The following is an 18,112-nucleotide window of genomic DNA, read 5'->3' on the forward strand; positions in this document are numbered from 1 at the left end:
GCCGTCCTTTGCGCATCAGCTCTGGCGGCAAGGCCGAGATATCATTCGCCGTGGCCACCACAAACACCGGTTGCTTGCGCTCCGCCTGCCAAGTCAACAAGCTGCCCAACAAGCGCTTGCTGGTGCCGCCGTCGCTGGATTCAGAGGCTATGCCTTTTTCCAATTCGTCCATCCACAAAACACAGGGCGACATACGTTCGGCCAAGGCCAGTGCCTCGCGCAAATTGCGCTCAGACTCGCCGTGAAATTTATTGTATAGCGCGCCGAAATCTAACCGTAATAGTGGCAAACCCCAAGGCCTGCCACCGCTTTCGCCGCCAGACTTTTACCGCTGCCCTGCACGCCCAGCAACATAACGCCTTTAGGTTTATCTCGAATCGAATTATCGGTAAAGGCTTGTTGTCGGCTGTTGAGCCACTGTTTTAGTTTAACCAGCCCGCCCACCTCGGCAAAACTGGCGGTATCGAACTCGAAAGACACTACGCCGTCGAGATTTAACAATTCAAATTTAGCCTTGTTGACATTGGGTAGATCAGATTCGGTAATGGCACCGTCATCGACAATGGCTGAGTGCACCAACTTTCGCACATCGGCAAAACTTAAGCCGCGTAAATTACTCACCATTCGCGCCAGCGTTTCATTGTCTGCTTTCACTCGCTGACCCTTTTCACTCCACAACTTTGCCTCTTCGCGAATGATGGTCATAATTTGCTCATCAGAGGGCATAGCGAGTGAAAAGCGCGCGGCAATGCGGGAGAGTTCGGGTGGCAAGTCTAGGGCGTGACTGACCAGCACCAAAGAATGGCGATTCTGACTTTGTGCTAAGGCTATATCTTTTAATAACCGCACCGTTTTTGGGTTGCCCGCGAGATAGGGGTGAAAGTCACAGAGCACCACTACGGCTGGGTGACTCATGGTTTTGATGTGACGCAATACATCCTCCGGCTCCTGCTGAGCATTGGTTGCAAGACTAACGCCATCGGTAGGCCCAAAGCCTAGGCGCACCAAGCCTTCGGTCACCGTCCAGCGATACACAGGCCGGCTGCGCAGGCGCCCGCGCTCACTCATCGAGGCCTCTGAGATAGCGCGCTGAATGGTCTCTAGTGCCCGCATTTCATCGTGCGTTTCCAACAGTATTAGCGGCGTTTTAGCGCCCAACATCAAACCTATATCTCTCACATCCGTCATGCGGGTCTCCCTTTTTTGTCCCCACTGCGATCCAAAACAGCCATTGCACACAGCGCAAGTTTGGCTGCTAGACTCAAGATTGCCATTCTAGCACTAGCTCCCTTGAACACCATGAGGCCAGACTAAATGGCTCCACGCGCGCCAAAAGTTCGAAAGGCCGAAGCACTGTGAAGATTAAACATAAACTAAGCGCACTACTCTCCCTGCTACTGCTCGTTTCCACAACAGCTGTGATTGTGCTAGCGCTGTCGTGGGCCAGTGAAAATTTTAAGCAAAACGCCTTGAATGATATTCGGTCGGCGCTCGAACTGAGTTCACAACAACTCAAGAGCGAGCTCTCTGTGGTTAACCAGAGCTTGGATATCTATATACATTCGCGCGAAGTACAAAGCGGCGACCCCAGTATTTTTCTGCCCTACCTTCAAGGCGAAATCAAACGCCAGCAACCGCACTTCGAAAAATTTATTTACGGGCTGCCGAATGGCACTTTTTACAACACCGCCGGCGGCAACCCGCACCTCGGCATGCTGAGAAGTTTCGATGACGACAATGCCAAAGCACCTCCCTATAACATTGCACAACGGGATTATTGGCAAGCGACGATCGCTCAAAACAGCGCTGCACTTCCCGTCACTTTCGTCTCACAGCCCATGATCTCCTACACCACGGGCAAGCGCCAAGTGGTGGTAGCCAGTGCCATCGTGGCAGAGGGTTCAGTGATCGGGCTCTTGGGTGTCAGCCTATACTGGCGCGATATTGAGGCTAGCCTCGAGCGACTAAAAGCAAACTATTTCTCGCGCTTCGACTGGCCCGCGCGCCTGATGCTAACCGATCGAGAAGGCAATTATTGGTATCACTGGAATCCGGAAAAAGTGGTACAAAAACTGGCCGATGAGAACGGCCAGTCGGTACTGGATAACTCGGGCCAGCCGATGTCATTGATTTCTAACATTAAGGATGAACATATTAGCGAGCTGACCGAAGTCTATAGCGGCAATCTCAAATCGGGCGTCAATGTCGTAAGGTTTCGCACTCAGCAAGATAAGCCCGGCCTCTATTTTATTTATGAAATTATTCCACACAGTGATTACGTTTTGGGCCTAATCGTCAGTCGAGACGAATTGTTAGGACCGCTCACTCAACTGCAGCAAAAGTACGCCTGGCTGTTAGGCATCATTGTCATTTGTGCCTGGGTGGCGGCGATTTTTATAGCGCACTTAATTTCCGCGCCCTTGGAAAGGCTGACCCACGCCGTTAATGCACTGAGCAAAGGTAAAATGCTGCCCATTGCCAGCAATCACCACTTAGATGAAATTAGACTGCTTAGCCAAGCCTTCGAGAACATACGCCATAAATTCATTGAGCGGGAATCTGATCTCGCCACCAGCGAAAGTCGATTCGAGTATGCGATGCAGGGCGCTAACGATGGTCTGTGGGATTGGAACCTCGCAAATGACGAAGTGTTCTACTCCCCGCGCTGGATTACCATGCTGGGTTACGAACCGGAGGGGTTCGGCACTAGCACCTCGAAATTCTTTCAAGTTATTCATCGGGATGACAAAAAGAAAGTCATACACAAAGCCGACGCCTATTTGAGTGGAAAAATCGATAAATTTCGCATGACGTTGCGTTTAAAAACATAAAGATGGCCACTATGTTGACGTGTTATCGCGAGCCTTCGCGGTTAGAGACCCGAGCTCGGGCAAGACGATAAGATTGGTAGGAACCCATGTTGATATATCGGAACAAGTCGCATTTGAAGCAAAAATAAAAGGCCTCAATGAAGACCTCGAAAAACGCGTTGTCAGCCGCACCGAAGATTTAATGCTGGCCAAAGAAGCCGCACTTAAGGCGCAGGCCGCGGCGGAGGAGGCCAATCTAGCCAAGAGTCGTTTTTTGGCAAACATGTCACACGAATTGCGCACGCCGCTGAATTCAATTAATGGTTTCGCGGATCGATTAATTACACGCTTAGAGGGCGTTATAGAGCCCCGCCATATGGACGCGCTAAAAACCATTGCGCGAAATGGCCGTCAGCTTCTCCATATTATCAACGATATTTTGGACACCCAGGGCATCGACAGCGGTGACATCACGTTAAAGTATTCACTCGTTTTGGTTCCTGAGTTATTCGATCAACTGGCTAGATCCTATAAAGATAAGGCGGATGAAAAAGGCATTGCCTTGCATTTTAAATACCCAGACGATATCGATCATCGCAGCATCTATGCAGACCCCATTAGAATCCGACAAATTCTCGATAACCTACTTAACAACGCGGTTAAATTCACCGACCAAGGCAGTGTTTCCATAAGCGCCCTGGTGGCAAACCACCAACACAAACCCGGCATGCGCTTCGATATCCAAGACACAGGGCGGGGTATCGAAATACCCATCTTAGATTCGCTGTTCATGCCCTTTACCCAAGCGGACAACTCCGTAAACCGACTCATCTCTGGCACAGGCTTAGGCCTGACCTTGGTTAAATTATTGACAGAAATGCACAATGGCGCGGTAACCGTGCAGTCCGAGCTCGGCAAGGGCAGCACTTTCTCGGTTTGGATTCCAGACCAAAAGCCGTAAACTAAGGTTTTGCCTTTGGGGACTCCCTATGATCAACAGCCCTATGGCCAACCGCCGCCTCAGCTTGCTAGACCAGCTGATTGTCGAAGCGGACGCCGCCCTGAGAACCCTGCAGCGAGGCCATACCGCCGCTCGCGCCTGCCCAGCCGACAAACTGGCGCAACCGGAGCTGTCTGCGCAAGAGGCGCGCCATGCCGCCGGTTTGATGCGGGTCAACCACGCTGGCGAGGTTTGCGCCCAAGCCCTATACCAGGGCCAGGCCCTAACCGCTAAATTACCCGAGGTCAGGGCCGAAATGGCACAGGCTGCGGCGGAAGAGATCGATCACCTAGCTTGGTGCGAACAGCGGCTAAAGGAGCTGAACAGCCGGCCCAGCCTGCTCAACCCGGCTTGGTACGCGCTGTCTTTTGGTATAGGCGCAGCGGCCGGGCTGATTAGCGACCGCGTCAGCTTGGGGTTTGTCGCGGCCACGGAAGATCAGGTGTGCCGTCACCTCGACGGCCACTTAGACAGCCTGCCGGAACAAGACTCGAAGAGCCGAGAGATTGTTAGCCAAATGCGCGCCGACGAAGCTAGGCACGCGGAAGCGGCGCGCACAGCAGGCGGCTATGAGTTTCCTGCGCCCATCAAATCTTTAATGACTGCAACCGCAAGCCTCATGACCGCGACTAGCTATCGGATATAAGAGATCGAACCATGCCAAGCACAGACAAAAAATTGATGTACCAAAGGCTGCTCCAAACGTGCCAGTCACTAACCGAGGGCGAAACCGATGAAGTGGCGGTTATGGCGACCCTCGCCTGCGAAATTCATCACGCGATTCCCTATAGTCACTGGACCGGCTTCTATCGCGTTACTGAGCCCAACCTACTAAAAATCGGGCCTTACCAGGGAGGCCACGGCTGTCTACAAATTAGCTTTGACCGCGGCGTATGCGGCAAAGCTGCACAAGAAAATGCGGTACAACTGGTGGACGATGTGCATAGCTTGCCCTACCACATTGCCTGCTCCAGCTCGACGCTGTCGGAGCTTGTCTTGCCCATTGCCGATGCCACGGGTCGCGTTAGAGCCGTGTTAGATCTAGACTCTAACGACCCTGCCGCCTTTTGCGCTGATGACGTAGAGGGCCTAACGGCACTAATCAATTTGGTAAGCGTTTGTTACAGAAGCTGAGTCATGCAGTATTCACGGCGATACTCCTCGCGGCTATCGTCAGCGAGGCCAAAGCCGACACCATTGAGTTGAGAGCTGACGACTGGTGCCCCTACACCTGCGCCTCGAGCGAACATCAGGGCCTATTGGTGGAGATAGCCACGCACATTTTCACTGCCGCAGGCCACAGGGTAAATTTTCGCACCGTGCCCTGGACGCGAGCAGTGCTCGAGGTTCAACACCATCAAGCCAACGGCCTCATTGGCGTCACACCGGCGGAAGCGCCCTCGCTGCTTTACAGCGCCGAACCGCTTATGTACGCAGAAGATCATTGGTTTGTTAGGGCTGACAATCCTTGGCGCTTTGATGATTTAACATCCTTAGCTGGGATAAAACTGGGCGCCACAGAGGGCTATAGTTACGGCCAGGATATCGATGCTTACATTGCTCAACATAAATCCGATGCCGATAAGGTCCAACTTTACATTAGCGACGTTTCTCTGCAGCGCAACCTGCGCAAACTCCAGCGGGGAAATATCGACGTATTGCTAGAGGATTGTCGCGTGGTCACGCGCGCCGTGCAGCGACACAAAAAGAAAGTGGCTTTGGTTAGCGCTGGCCTCGCCTCTCAAATAGGCCTCTATATAGGTTTCGCGGCCGATCATCCTAAGTCGAAACACTATATAGAATTGCTTAACAAAGGTTCGCGCGCGTTAATCGAAAGCGGCGAGCTGGCGCAAATGCTCGCTCGCTACCCCGCCACCCTGTGTCAAGGGAATCGCTAAAGTTCGGTCTCTATAATTTCAACCGAATGACTTAACTGCACGCCAGCAGCCTCGAGCATGATGGATGCCGAACAGTATTTAGTCGCGGACAACTCAACGGCTTTTTGTACTTGATTGGCCTTCAGGCCCTTGCCAGATACGATAAATTTCAAATGAATCTTGGTGAAAGGCGATGGCACGGCATCGGCGCGTTCAGCTTGCAACTCAACCCGGCAATCGCTAACCGCTTGCCTAGATTTTTTCAAAATTCCAATCACATCAAAAGACGCACAACCACCTAAGCCAAGCAGAATCATCTCCATGGGGCGAACGCCCATGTTCCTGCCGCCATGATCCGGCGCGCCATCCATTACTACGGCATGGCCGCTGCCCGACTCGCCTAAAAACATGACGCCATCTACCCACTTTACCGTCGCCTGCATAGCTTCCACTCTTTATTAATGCCGATCAAACAAGGCGCGCAGATTAACATAGACAGGCTATCGGCTCCATGTATCCACTCGCCGTCTAGGCCGATAACCTTAGTAAAAACAAGGCTATTGCCACTTTTTCCGCGCAATTCACCACCAAAGTGTGACTATGAAAGCTAACTAGTTCACACTATTGCACGCTTTATTCGACTTGCAGGAAAGCTGTGCTAAGGCCTCGCTGGCACCAAGCGCAGATAAACGCCATAATCAGGGCTGGCTCACAAGGCCTAATAACCAAAGCATTTGGTAACAAACGCAAATAAAAAGGGGTTCACTTTGGTCGCCGTATTGACACCACACATTCAAAACGTAGACAAGTTTTTAGAGCATTGTCATCGCCGCCGCTATCCGGCAAAAACCACGATTATTTATGCGGGAGACAAAAGCGATTCGCTCTACTACATAGTCAAAGGCTCAGTGACCGTACTGATCGAAGATGACGATGGCCATGAAATGATTGTTGCCTATTTAAATGATGGTGACTTCTTTGGCGAGATGGGTCTGTTCGAAGACGACGCCGATGCCCGCAGCGCATGGGTCAGAGCCAAGACTGAGTGCGAAGTAGCCGAGATCAGCTACGCGAAGTTTCACGAATTAGTGGCGACTCACCCAGAATTCCTATTTGCCCTGTGCAGCCAGATGGCGAACCGACTAAGAAATACCACACGCAAAGTCGGCGACCTCGCGTTTTTAGATGTCACCGGGCGCGTTGCTCGAACGCTGCTAGACCTCTGCAAAGAACCCGATGCCATGACGCACCCAGATGGCATGCAAATTAAAATCACACGTCAAGAGATAGGTCGCATCGTTGGCTGCTCGCGGGAAATGGTGGGGCGGGTGTTGAAAACCTTAGAAGAACAAGGCTTAGTCTCCGTCAAAGGCAAAACCATGGTGGTGTTTGGCACCCGCTAACAGATCTCCCCGACAAAAGGACCCGCATTAATGCACAGGACGCGAGCTTTACGCCAATTTGCAGCTCTGTTGGGCTTGGTATTAGGCGTCATCGGCTGCGATGACGCCTCGATACCCACACAGAAAGTGATCACCGGAACCGCGCAATTATCTGAGCCAAGCAAACTACCGCCAAACAGTAAACTTCAGGTGGTTCTCGAAGACATCAGTCGCGCAGATATTGCCGCACAACCCATTGCCGATCTAGAACAAGACGCCACCCAGCCACTCAACTTCGCCCTGAGCTACAATCACGATCACCTGCAACCCAATCGACGCTACAACCTCAGAGGCCGCATTGTCGACGCCCGTGGCGAGCTACTGTGGGTAACCGATAGCCAGCTATCGCCGCCGGCATCAAATACCCCCGTCACCTTGAAGCTGGTGGCCGTACCCAGTCGATCAGTGCCGCCCCAATCGTTATTTTATCAATGTGAAAAGCACAGCCTATTGGTAAAAATAGAGGGCGAAAGCGCCTCGCTATTTTTAGGTGAGAGGGTGTTTGCGCTGCATAAAATGATGACGGCCTCCGGCATTCACTATCAATCTGAGGAAGCGGACTTTTGGAGTAAGGGCGACGAGGCCTTTTTAACCATCGCCGGCGAGTCTCGCCAGCACTGTACGCTACAGCCGCAAGCGCTTTCGCTCGCGGCCGCCGAAGGTGCAACGCTTTGGGCAAGCGGCAATGAACCGCCTTGGTTGTTAATCCGAACCAAAGACGACGCCCTAACGCTGACGCAAGATTATGGCGCAGAGGTTTTAACCTTTCATCACCTAATTGAAAAGACACATAACAGCAACATCATTCAACTTAAGGCTGAATCTGAAGATCAAGCCCTGACCGTTTTGATCGAACAAAAAGCCTGTGCTGATACCATGAGCGACCGGGTCTACCCTTTAACACTCGCCCTTGAATTCAATGAAACAAAGCTCAGCGGTTGCGGCCAAAACCTGACTCAATCTTAGTTGCCTAAGGCTACTTTTAGATCATTTTCCGGCTGTGCAATGGGCAAATACAGCGTAAAACAACTGCCCTGCCCCTCGCGCGACTCCACTTTAATTTCACCCCTGTGCATTTGAACAATACCGTAAGACACCGATAAGCCCAGACCCGTGCCCTCGCCCACGCGTTTGGTGGTGAAAAATGGATCGAAGATCTTGCGCTTCACCTCGGCACTCATACCCACACCGTTGTCGGTAACACTTAACCACACTTGGCTATTATCCGCGCTCATACCCGATTTAATAACAATCTCGCCAAACTCTGGCAGTGATTGCCCGGCATTAACCAGTAAATTCAACAGCACCTGATTGATTTGAGGCGCAATGCATTGCACCGGCAATATATCCCCCAGCTCCAAGCGCACATTACATTTGTATTTCAGCTCGTTACTCACGATATTCAAACTTGAGCGCAACAGTTGATGTAGATCCTCCTGCTGCCAGGCCTTCTGCTCGGGGTGAGCAAAGCCCTTCAGGTCACCGACAATTTGCTTTACCCGCAACACCCCCTGCATAGACTCGGCAATTAAGTGGGTGGTGTCTTCACGTAAATAGGGTACGTCGATACGCTGTTTCAGCAGCATCAAGTCCCGCTTTAACTCGACGTCGGGAATCAAATCATCGAGCGCTTCATAAGCTTCCAGTAACCGCCACAAATCACCCAGATAGGCCTTTAAGGTATCGAGGTTTGAATTGATATAGCCAACCGGGTTGTTAATTTCGTGCGCCACCCCAGCCGCCAGCTGCCCTAAACTGACCATTTTCTCGGCCTGAATGAGCTGCGACGTCGCCTCTTGAAGCCGGTCATTGGCAGACTCCAGCTCCAAGGTGCGATCTCGAACCCGAGACTCTAGGTGCTGTTCGCGGTTATGTAAGGCGAGATGGGTGCGCACGCGAGCCAACAGCTCATCGCGATTAAAAGGGGTTGAAACATAGTCGGCTGCGCCCAAATGAAAGGCTCTACTGATGGTGTTTGGCTCGTTGTCGGCGCTCAACACAATGACCGTCGGCACGCGCGCCAAGCCCAAATGGGGCAGCTCTTGTAACACGTCAAAACCTGACTTTTCCGGCATATTCAAATCGAGCAGCACGAGATCAATACTCTCTCGCGTCACGACTTTCAGGCATTCGGCGCCGTTTGCGGCCTCATACAACTCAGGAAATTCGTCGGCCAAAATATGGCGCACTAACTTTCGGTTAATATCGTTGTCATCGACGAGCAAAATGACTTGCGGCATGGGCAGCTCCCTGTGGCCCAATTTTTAATAGCCACAGTAAACCCCAGATTGGAAAGCGTTTGCAAGCGCGCAATAGGGCGAAAAAAGCTCTTGCCAAGCCGTTTATTACAGGCAAAAAAAAGCCCTCTATAACAACTGAGGGCAAGGTCTTAGGGTGTTCTTGATCATCCTAGCGACTGCGATATCGATAGCGCCATCAGGTCTTATCTATCCAACCACCACACCTGAAACACCAGGTAACTAGGGTAAAAGTTGGGGGGCCCACTGCTTACTACGAGCCCCCCTAAATCGAGCCGGTTTTACCTTCTATACAACGACTACGGCATCACCGGAAAAACTGACTACTACCACTACAGGGTCATATTCGTTAAGCCTACTTCGAGAGTACTACTGCCATCAGGGTTTAGCACCGCTGGGCTACTTCACTCTCCACCACCTGAATATGTAACCTATTCTACATTAGCTGACTAACCTGTCAATCATGACATTATATCATTTTGTTATGGATGAATGTCTATAAAAACACATTAGTCATTTAAGTCAGCTTAAAAGTTAGCTATATTTAGCGTTAACCGCAGCGTATATATGAGCAAAATCGGGCATGAGCGACATCCAAGTATTGACCACTGGCGAAGCCGCTAAATTCTGTGGGGTTAACTTCCGCACGGTAATTCGCTGGATTGAGCGCGGCCGATTAAAGGCCTACAAGCTGCCAGGGCGTGGCGACCACCGGATACAGACCCAAGATTTTGTTAACTTCCTGAGAGAAAACCAAATGCCGGTGCCGCCTGAATTAGTGGGTGCCAACAACCGCATTTTGGTTATCGAAGATCAACCCGAGATGGCCGCTGCCATTAAACGCACATTGAAGCGCGCCGGCTACGAAGTAGAAGTGGCGAAAGACGGCTTTGTCGCAGGCACAATGTTAATGCGCCACGATCCAGCCTTAGTGACCCTCGATTTAAAGATGCCGGGAATAGACGGCTACGAAGTGCTCACCTTCATTCGCGAGCATCAGGATCACAATCAAGTAAAGGTATTGGTCATTTCAGCGGAGACAAAGGAAGGCTTATCGCGAGCGCTAAGTTCCGGCGCCGATGACATTCTCGCCAAGCCATTCGATAACAGCGAGTTACTCAGTAAAGTCACCATTCTCATTGGCGAAGGGCAACCCAACCTCGCCACTGTTGTCTAACCTGGCGCCCAAGCATGGATAACCCAAACAAGGCTTATTGGACAGCCGCATTCGGTTGGCTAAACATAGCCGTGGTCGCGCTGGTGATTGTTCTGGCAATTGTTGCACCCAGCTACATTAACGCAAGCCAGCCTGGCATAGTGTTTACCTTGGCGCTGCAACTGGTGGTGTCAGCGGGTTTGGTGTTTGTCGGCCAACAACTCAGGGCCGGCACCGATTTAGGCCACAAAGTCTATCCCGCTGCACTCGTAGCCTACGGGTTATTTCTGCTCATGGCCGCCCGATGGCTAGCCAACTAATTCCTCCTGCACAGGCTTGGGCGGGCAGCGAAAGGTCTGTTTGACCTCGTCGGCCCACACCGATTCCAAAACCACATCAAAGCCCCATAGCCGATGCACATGTTTTAACACCTCGTCCGTCGAAGGCCCCATGGGCTTGCGATTGTGTTGAAAATGCCGAAGGGTTAACGCGCGATCGCCACGCACATTAACACCGTACACCTGAATATTTGGCTCTCTATTGCCTAGGTTGTAATTACCCGCCAAGGCCGAGCGAACCGCTTGATAACCGCGCTCATCGTGAATGGCATCCACAATTATTTCCGATTCCGTATCGTCATCGACAATGGAAAAGAGCTTCATATCCCGCATGAGCTTGGGCGATAAATACTGCAAGATAAAACTTTCATCTTTAAAATTTCGCATAGCAAAATCTAAGGCTTCCTGCCAGGGCTTACCGGCTATATCGGGGAACCAATCCCTATCCTCCGCTGTGGGTGCCTCACAGATCCGGCGAATATCGGTCATCATATTAAAACCTAAGGTATAGGGGTTGATGCCGGAATAGTATTTACTGTCGAAGGGGGGCTGATAAACAACACTGGTATGCGATTGTAAAAACTCCATCATAAAGCCGTCGGTAACGTAACCCCGGTCGTACAGAGTATTAAGCAGGGTGTAATGCCAAAACGTTGCCCAACCCTCATTCATGACCTGCGTTTGACGCTGCGGATAAAAATACTGGGCTATCTTGCGCACAATGCGCACTATCTCACGCTGCCAAGGCTCGAGCAGGGGCGCATGTTTTTCAATAAAGTATAAAATGTTTTCCTGCGGCTCTTCCGGAAAACGAAAGGGGCTATCCAGCTGTTTTGCGGCGTCGGTTACGGGAATTGTGCGCCAAAGGTCGTTTACTTGCTGCTGTAAATGCTGTGCTCTCTCTTCTTGGCGAAGAATTTCTTCTTGAGCGGAAATAGGGTAAGGCCGCTTATACCTATCCACTCCGTAGTTCATGAGTGCATGGCAAGAATCGAGAATGCGCTCTACCTCATCGATGCCATGGCGCGACTCACAGCCGGCAATATAATTTTTTGCAAACACCAAATAATCAATGATGGAATCTGCATCCGTCCAGGCGCGAAACAGATAGTTACCTTTAAAAAAGGAATTATGCCCATAGCAGGCATGGGCAATCACCAACGCCTGCATAGTCATGGTGTTCTCTTCCATGAGGTAAGCGATGCAAGGGTTTGAGTTAATAACGATTTCGTAAGCCAGACCCATCTGGCCACGTTTGTACGAATTTTCTACATTCAAAAACTGCTTGCCGTAGGACCAATGACTATACCCAAGCGGCATACCCACTGAGGCGTAGGCATCCATCATCTGTTCCGAGCTAATGACCTCAATTTGATTGGGATAGGTATCCAAGCCATACTCGCGCGCAATCGCTGCGATTGCACTGTCGTATTCCTTGATCAGCTCAAAACTCCACTCGGATGTGGTCGATATCGGTTTATTTGTCATGGCTTTTCTTCTGAAATAGCTCTCTAAATACCGGATAAATATCGGCGCTCGTTTTAATTTGCTGCATGGCAAACGCGTCCGGTTCCTCGGCCGCGACGCGGGCGTATTCATCCCACAGGGCTTGGTGTTGACGCGGTGTTATTTCGATGTAGGAGAAATATTGCGCTTTAGGTAAAATTTTACTAAACATTAAATCTCGACAGACCGAGGAGTCGTCGTTCCAGTTATCGCCATCGCTGGCTTGTGCGCCGTAGATATTCCACTCTGCAGGGGAGTATCGGTCTTCGATAACCTCGTCCATTAACTTTAAGGCGCTAGAGACAATGGTGCCACCAGTTTCGCGACTGTAGAAAAAATCCTGCTCATTGACTTCTTTGGCACTGGTGTGGTGGCGAATAAAGACCACTTCCGTGCGCTCATAATTCCTTTGTAAAAATAAATACAAAAGAATGAAAAAACGCTTGGCAATCTCTTTGGTTTCCTGCGTCATCGAACCAGACACATCCATCAGGCAAAACATAACTGCCTTTGACTTTGGCACCGGGTGCTTCACCAATAGATTATATTTCAGGTCAAAGCTATCTATCCAAGGTAACTTTTTTAAACGCGATTTAAGTGATTGAATTTCTTCCTGCAGGGCAACAATCTTTTTTTCGTCGTGCAGCAGGTCATCCACAGACAAAAGCTCTTCCAGCTGCGCTTCACAAGCTGCAATCCTACGCCGCTTAACACCACCCAGCGCAACCCTGCGCGCATTGGCCGAGCGCAAGGTTCTAACAATATTGATACGCCCCGGATTACCTTCGTTGGCAACACCTGCGCGATGCAGCTTAAACTCCTCAGAGCCTGCCAACTGCCGTTTTACTAAATTTGGCAGTTCGAGGTCGTCAAACATGAAGTTGAGGAACTCATCTTGGGTGATCTGAAAGACGAATTCATCCATGCCTTCGCCTTGATCACTAGCGCCTTCACCCGAGCCGCCCCGCCCTGCCCCACCTTTCGGCCGAGCAATGCGGTCGCCAGAAGAAAACTCCTTATTGCCTGGGTGCACTCTTTCATTAACCCCACCAGAGCCATGGTGAAAAACCGGCTCACCCAAATCCTTAGAGGGAATACTGATCTTTTCGCCACGCTCTATATCGGTAATTGACCGTTTATTGACGGCATCTGAAACCGCTTTCTTAATATGCTCCTTATAGCGTCGCAAAAAGCGCTGGCGATTTACCGTGCTTTTGTTCTTCGCATTCAAACGACGATCGACGACATAACTCATGCGTTAACCTCACTATGAATGATCTATTGCGATTTACGAACCCGTAAATACCAATCAGACATCAACCGCACTTGTTTTTCGGTGTAGCCCCGCTCCGTCATGCGGGCAACAAAATCCTGGTGCTTCTTCTTGTCATCCGCCGAGGCCTTGGCATTAAAGGAAATAACCGGTAGCAAATCCTCAGTATTGGAAAACATTTTTTTCTCGATCACCGTCCTCAATTTTTCATAGCTGTTCCAGGCTGGATTTTTGCCTTGATTATTCGCCCTGGCGCGCAATACAAAATTAACCACTTCATTTCTAAAGTCTTTTGGATTGCTAATGCCGGCCGGCTTCTCAATTTTCTCTAGCTCTTCATTGAGCGACGAACGATTTAAAATCTCGCCCGTTTCTGGATCTCTGTACTCTTGATCCTGAATCCAAAAATCGGCATAGAGCACATAGCGATCAAAAACATTTTGACCATACTCGGTGTAAGACTCCAGATAAGCCGTCTGAATTTCTTTACCGATAAACTCTACATAGCGCGGCGCCAAATGCTCCTTAATAAAGGCTAGGTACTTATCCCTCAACTCCTGCTGAAATTGCTCCTGTTCTATTCTCTGTTCGAGCACATACAACAAATGCACAGGGTTGGCCGCCACTTCTGTGGGGTCAAAATTAAACACCTTGGAGAGTATTTTAAAAGCGAAGCGCGTGGACAAGCCATTCATACCTTCGTCTACGCCAGCACTGTCACGATACTCTTGCATCGATTTGGCCTTAGGGTCGGTATCTTTCAGATTCTCGCCGTCGTACACCCGCATCTTCGAAAACAAATTAGAGTTCTCGGGTTCTTTCAAGCGCGACAGCACAGCAAATTTCGCCAACATATGTAGCGTATCAGGCGCACAAGGCGCTCCGTTGAGGGAACTGTTTTGCAACAGCTTTTCGTATATTTTAACTTCCTCAGAAACTCTTAAACAATAAGGCACTTTAACGATGTACACACGATCGATGAAAGCCTCATTGTTTTTATTGTTTTTGAAGGTTTGCCATTCGGATTCATTGGAGTGAGCCAGCACAATACCTTCAAACGGAATAGCACCAAGTCCCTCGGTAGAGTTGTAGTTACCTTCTTGGGTTGCGGTGAGCAGAGGGTGTAGTACTTTTATCGGCGCTTTGAACATCTCCACGAATTCCATCAAGCCCTGATTAGCTCGGCTTAAACCGCCAGAAAAGCTGTAGGCATCTGGATCATTCTGGGGAAATTCCTCCAGCTTGCGGATATCCACTTTACCCACTAGGGAAGAGATATCCTGGTTGTTTTCATCGCCAGGTTCAGTTTTGGTTATGGCAATTTGATTTAAAATGGAGGGAAATAGCTTCACAACTTTAAACTGACCAATATCGCCCTTATATTCTTGCAGGCGTTTCGACGCCCAAGGCGACATAATGGTCTTTATATAACGCCGCGGAATACCATAATCTTCTTCCAGAATAGCGGCATCCTCTTCGGGGTTAAACAACCCCAAGGGCGATTCAAATACCGGCGAGCCCTTGATACAGTAAATGGGCTTCTCCTGCATCAGCGCCTTGAGCTTTTCAGCCAGCGACGATTTGCCGCCACCCACCGGCCCTAGTAAGTACAGAATTTGTTTGCGCTCTTCCAAACCTTGCGCCGCGTGTTTAAAGAAAGAAACGATTTGTTCTATCGCCTCTTCCATGCCATAGAAGTCATTGAAAACGGGGTAGCGCTTGATAATTTTGTTGGAAAAAATGCGACTCAGGCGCGAGTCTTTAGAGGTATCCACTAACTCGGCATCGCCGATGGCCGCCAGCATTCGCTCTGCGGCGGTGGCGTAAACGGATGGATCGGTTTTACATAAATCCAAATATTCCTGGATCGACAACTCTTCCTGTTGTGTTGCTTCGTAACGGTCCTGGTAATGGCTGAAAATACTCATCACATCGCTCCTTTACCTTGAAAGCCAGAAAGCTTTTGGCCACTTAATTTAAATACCAATTATCTCGATTAACAATTACCTTGGTTGTATCTAAAGTTGCAAGCCGTGCGCCAACAACTCCGAAAAATTAGATTCTGTATTAAGCATAGTCCCATTCTTAGACCGCACAGAAGAAGATTCGTTAAATATTTATTAGCGCTCAATTTTTCAGCAACCATTTGCATACCAAGCCGGTAACTGCACAGCCGATCGACTAACTCGCGCATTGATCAAATGATCGGGTTACAATGGCGAATTTCAATATGTCTAAATCAAAGGATGGAAAGATGGCCGTTTTAGTCACCGGAGGCGCAGGGTTCATTGGCAGCCACACCTTGGTAGAATTGGTGGCAGCAGGCTATCAGCCCGTTGTGGTCGACAACTTATGTAATAGTCAGCGCGAGTCTTTGGCTAGAGTGGAAGCACTTACTAACCAAAAAATTCCCTTCCACGAGGTGGATATTCGCGACAAATCAGGGCTAGAAAACGTCTTCCAACAACACCAGATTAGCCAAGTTATTCATTTTGCTGGTCTTAAAGCCGTTGGCGAGTCCTCACAACTACCGCTGAGCTATTACGATAACAACATTGCAGGCACTCTGGTGCTGCTGGAGGTCATGCAATCTAAGCAGGTGTTTGATTTAGTCTTTAGCTCTTCGGCCACTGTCTACTCACCCACCGCGCTGGTACCGCTCACGGAATCCTCGCCGCTCGGCGCCATTAACCCCTATGGTCGGACCAAATTGATGCTCGAGCAGATACTGGCCGACGTTGCCGCCAGTGACAAGCGCTGGCGATTTTGGCTGTTGCGCTACTTTAACCCCATCGGCGCCCATGAAAGCGGCACAATCGGCGAAGATCCCAGCGGTATACCGAACAACCTCCTACCCTACGTGGCCCGTGTCGCAATCGGCCAGCTACCGGAACTGCCCGTCTTTGGCGACGATTACGACACCCACGACGGTACCGGTGTTAGGGATTACATCCACGTGGTCGACCTAGCTCGCGGCCACATCAAAGCCATGGAAAAAATGGCTCCAGGCTGCCAGGCGGTAAATTTGGGCACCGGCCAGGGCTACAGCGTGCTCGATGTTGTAAACACCTACCGCAAGATTAGCGGCCAAGCCATTAAGGTCGCTATGAAGCCGCGCCGAGCCGGCGATCTCGCCACTTGTTTCGCCGAGACTTCCCACGCCAAGGCCAGTATTGGCTGGCAGGCAGAGTTTGACTTAACGCGGATGATTGCAGACAGCTGGCGCTGGACGCAACAGAACCCCAAGGGCTACCAACCTTAGCTCGAACATTGGGTACTGAAGCGCTGCTGATCCTCGAGCCGCATCAGGGTGAGGCAGCCGCCCCAAACGCAACCGGTATCTAGGGCGAAAGCATTGGGGTGAGACGAGTGCCCCTCCAGCGCCGCCCAATGGCCAAAAATAATTCGGTCTTCAGCGGTTTTTCTATTGAGCAGGGCAAACCAAGGCGCATAGCCTAGGTTCACGGCACTGGGGGCCGCTTTATTAGTCAGGTCGAGCCTGCCCTCGGTGTCACAAAAGCGCATGCGGGTGAAGTAGTTGGTAATGACGCGCAGGCGCTTCATACCTTTTAACCCCTTGCGCCAGCCTACCGGCTCGTTGCCATACATGGCTTTAAGGAAGCGCCGGTAGTCACCGCTCTGTAAAACGGCCTCCACTTCCCGCGCTCGCTTTTCCGCTTTTTTCAGGCTCCACATGGGTGGAATACCGGCGTGCACCATGGCGAAGCCGAGCGCTTTGTCGCGGTGTATGAGCGGTTGGGCGCGCAGCCACGCCATGAGCTCGCGTAAATCTGGCGCGTTCATCAGCTCGGCTAGGGTGTCGGCTTTAGAAGCGGCTTTAATGCCTTCCGCGACGGCGAGAAAATGCAAATCGTGATTGCCGAGAACAATGCTCGCCGCCTCGCCCAAGCCCTTAATAAAACGCAGCACCGCGAGCGACGCCGGGCCCCGATTGACCAGATCCCCAGCCACCCAGAGGCGATCGCGACCAGGGTCGAACTGCACTTGTTGCAGGAGTCTTTCGAGCGGCTCAATACACCCTTGTATATCGCCCACGGCATAGGTAGCCATTAGTGCAGGGCGCCCGGCAGGGTCAAGGCGAATAAGGGAATAGCGACGTCAAATAGCTCGCCTTCGTCGGTGCGAAATTGATAGCTACCCTCCATCGTGCCATTGGGGGTTTCAAGTACGGCGCCGGAGCTGTAAGTGAATTCTGCGCCGGGTAATAAACGAGGCTGCTCGCCGATAACACCCTCACCTCGCACTTCTTCTAACTTGTTTCTGCCATCCAAAATTTTCCAATGCCGGGTGAGCAATTTTGCCGGTTGCTGACCTTTATTGTGAATACTGATGGTGTAGGCAAACACATAGCGGCCCTGTTTGGGCGACGATTGCGCCGGCAGGTACAAACTTTTTACTTTGATGTGAATATCTTCGGGCAACATAAAAACG

At 50.7% G+C, this 18,112-nt stretch carries 19 protein-coding genes; 10 read left to right on the forward strand and 9 right to left on the reverse strand.

What is annotated here, in order from left to right:
* Window positions 1-289 (reverse strand): AAA family ATPase (locus QWY82_RS00260; RefSeq protein ID WP_290259097.1); only part of this gene is annotated, 289 nt, incomplete at its 3' end.
* A complete protein-coding gene (locus QWY82_RS00265; RefSeq protein WP_290259098.1) occupies window positions 271-1,188 on the reverse strand; it encodes an AAA family ATPase in 918 nt (305 codons plus the stop codon). The genes QWY82_RS00265 and QWY82_RS00260, both read right to left, overlap by 19 nt.
* Window positions 1,189-1,355: 167 nt before the next feature.
* On the opposite strand from QWY82_RS00265, the gene QWY82_RS00270 reads away from it, so the two are divergent.
* The 5 genes from QWY82_RS00270 to QWY82_RS00290 all read left to right on the forward strand — a co-directional run bounded on the left by QWY82_RS00270 (window position 1,356) and on the right by QWY82_RS00290 (window position 5,708).
* Window positions 1,356-2,831, forward strand: a complete 1,476-nt coding sequence (locus QWY82_RS00270) for a PAS domain-containing protein (protein ID WP_290259099.1) — start codon at window positions 1,356-1,358, stop codon at window positions 2,829-2,831.
* A gap of 73 nt (window positions 2,832-2,904) precedes the next feature.
* Window positions 2,905-3,771: a sensor histidine kinase gene (locus tag QWY82_RS00275; RefSeq protein WP_290259100.1), complete on the forward strand. Its 867-nt coding sequence runs from the start codon at window positions 2,905-2,907 to the stop codon at window positions 3,769-3,771.
* A 28-nt stretch (window positions 3,772-3,799) separates the two neighbouring features.
* A complete protein-coding gene (gene coq7 / locus QWY82_RS00280) occupies window positions 3,800-4,456 on the forward strand; it encodes a 2-polyprenyl-3-methyl-6-methoxy-1,4-benzoquinone monooxygenase (RefSeq protein ID WP_290259101.1) in 657 nt (218 codons plus the stop codon).
* An 11-nt stretch (window positions 4,457-4,467) separates the two neighbouring features.
* Entirely contained in the window at window positions 4,468-4,944 is a 477-nt protein-coding gene (locus QWY82_RS00285; RefSeq protein ID WP_290259102.1) for a GAF domain-containing protein, read from the forward strand.
* On the forward strand, window positions 4,929-5,708 hold the full coding sequence (locus QWY82_RS00290; RefSeq protein WP_290259104.1) for a substrate-binding periplasmic protein: 780 nt from the start codon (window positions 4,929-4,931) through the stop codon (window positions 5,706-5,708). Before QWY82_RS00285 ends, QWY82_RS00290 begins: the two co-directional genes overlap by 16 nt.
* Here the strand turns inward: QWY82_RS00290 and QWY82_RS00295 are convergent.
* On the reverse strand, window positions 5,705-6,130 hold the full coding sequence (locus QWY82_RS00295) for an OsmC family protein (RefSeq protein ID WP_290259105.1): 426 nt from the start codon (window positions 6,128-6,130) through the stop codon (window positions 5,705-5,707). The two genes, QWY82_RS00290 and QWY82_RS00295, sit on opposite strands and share 4 nt — an antisense overlap.
* 324 nt (window positions 6,131-6,454) lie before the next feature.
* On the opposite strand from QWY82_RS00295, the gene crp reads away from it, so the two are divergent.
* Together crp and QWY82_RS00305 are read left to right on the forward strand one after the other, a co-directional pair.
* A complete protein-coding gene (gene crp / locus QWY82_RS00300; RefSeq protein WP_290259106.1) occupies window positions 6,455-7,090 on the forward strand; it encodes a cAMP-activated global transcriptional regulator CRP in 636 nt (211 codons plus the stop codon).
* 30 nt (window positions 7,091-7,120) lie between these two features.
* Complete coding sequence (locus tag QWY82_RS00305) at window positions 7,121-8,095, forward strand: YbaY family lipoprotein (protein ID WP_290259108.1); 975 nt, start codon at window positions 7,121-7,123, stop codon at window positions 8,093-8,095.
* Here QWY82_RS00305 and QWY82_RS00310 read toward each other — a convergent pair.
* Complete coding sequence (locus tag QWY82_RS00310) at window positions 8,092-9,369, reverse strand: hybrid sensor histidine kinase/response regulator (RefSeq protein ID WP_290259109.1); 1,278 nt, start codon at window positions 9,367-9,369, stop codon at window positions 8,092-8,094. The two genes, QWY82_RS00305 and QWY82_RS00310, sit on opposite strands and share 4 nt — an antisense overlap.
* A 601-nt stretch (window positions 9,370-9,970) precedes the next feature.
* Here QWY82_RS00310 and QWY82_RS00315 point away from each other — a divergent pair.
* Both QWY82_RS00315 and QWY82_RS00320 read left to right on the forward strand, forming a co-directional pair.
* On the forward strand, window positions 9,971-10,564 hold the full coding sequence (locus tag QWY82_RS00315; RefSeq protein ID WP_290259110.1) for a response regulator: 594 nt from the start codon (window positions 9,971-9,973) through the stop codon (window positions 10,562-10,564).
* A 14-nt stretch (window positions 10,565-10,578) separates the two neighbouring features.
* Window positions 10,579-10,863 carry a hypothetical protein gene (locus tag QWY82_RS00320; RefSeq protein WP_290259111.1) on the forward strand — a complete coding sequence of 95 codons (285 nt, stop codon included), beginning with the start codon at window positions 10,579-10,581 and terminating at the stop codon, window positions 10,861-10,863.
* Here the strand turns inward: QWY82_RS00320 and QWY82_RS00325 are convergent.
* From QWY82_RS00325 to QWY82_RS00335, 3 genes are read right to left on the reverse strand one after another with little or no spacing between them, the layout of a single operon-like run.
* Complete coding sequence (locus QWY82_RS00325) at window positions 10,852-12,369, reverse strand: SpoVR family protein (RefSeq protein ID WP_290259112.1); 1,518 nt, start codon at window positions 12,367-12,369, stop codon at window positions 10,852-10,854. The genes QWY82_RS00320 and QWY82_RS00325 overlap by 12 nt on opposite strands.
* A complete protein-coding gene (locus QWY82_RS00330; protein WP_290259113.1) occupies window positions 12,359-13,642 on the reverse strand; it encodes a YeaH/YhbH family protein in 1,284 nt (427 codons plus the stop codon). Before QWY82_RS00330 ends, QWY82_RS00325 begins: the two co-directional genes overlap by 11 nt.
* Before the next feature lie 23 nt (window positions 13,643-13,665).
* The gene (locus QWY82_RS00335) at window positions 13,666-15,588 is read right to left on the reverse strand and encodes a PrkA family serine protein kinase (protein ID WP_290259114.1); all 1,923 of its coding nucleotides are present in this window, start codon (window positions 15,586-15,588) and stop codon (window positions 13,666-13,668) included.
* Between the two features lie 326 nt (window positions 15,589-15,914).
* Here QWY82_RS00335 and galE point away from each other — a divergent pair, with 326 nt between their 5' ends.
* Window positions 15,915-16,922: a UDP-glucose 4-epimerase GalE gene (galE, locus tag QWY82_RS00340; RefSeq protein ID WP_290263394.1), complete on the forward strand. Its 1,008-nt coding sequence runs from the start codon at window positions 15,915-15,917 to the stop codon at window positions 16,920-16,922.
* Here the strand turns inward: galE and QWY82_RS00345 are convergent.
* Both QWY82_RS00345 and apaG read right to left on the reverse strand, forming a co-directional pair.
* Entirely contained in the window at window positions 16,919-17,731 is an 813-nt protein-coding gene (locus QWY82_RS00345; protein WP_290259116.1) for a symmetrical bis(5'-nucleosyl)-tetraphosphatase, read from the reverse strand. The genes galE and QWY82_RS00345 overlap by 4 nt on opposite strands.
* A complete protein-coding gene (gene apaG / locus QWY82_RS00350; protein ID WP_290259117.1) occupies window positions 17,731-18,105 on the reverse strand; it encodes a Co2+/Mg2+ efflux facilitator ApaG/CorD in 375 nt (124 codons plus the stop codon). Before apaG ends, QWY82_RS00345 begins: the two co-directional genes overlap by 1 nt.
* Between the last annotated feature and the right edge of the window lie 7 nt (window positions 18,106-18,112).

Origin of the sequence: Simiduia curdlanivorans, from assembly GCF_030409605.1 — a bacterium.
Classification (GTDB): Bacteria; Pseudomonadota; Gammaproteobacteria; order Pseudomonadales; family Cellvibrionaceae; genus Simiduia; species Simiduia curdlanivorans.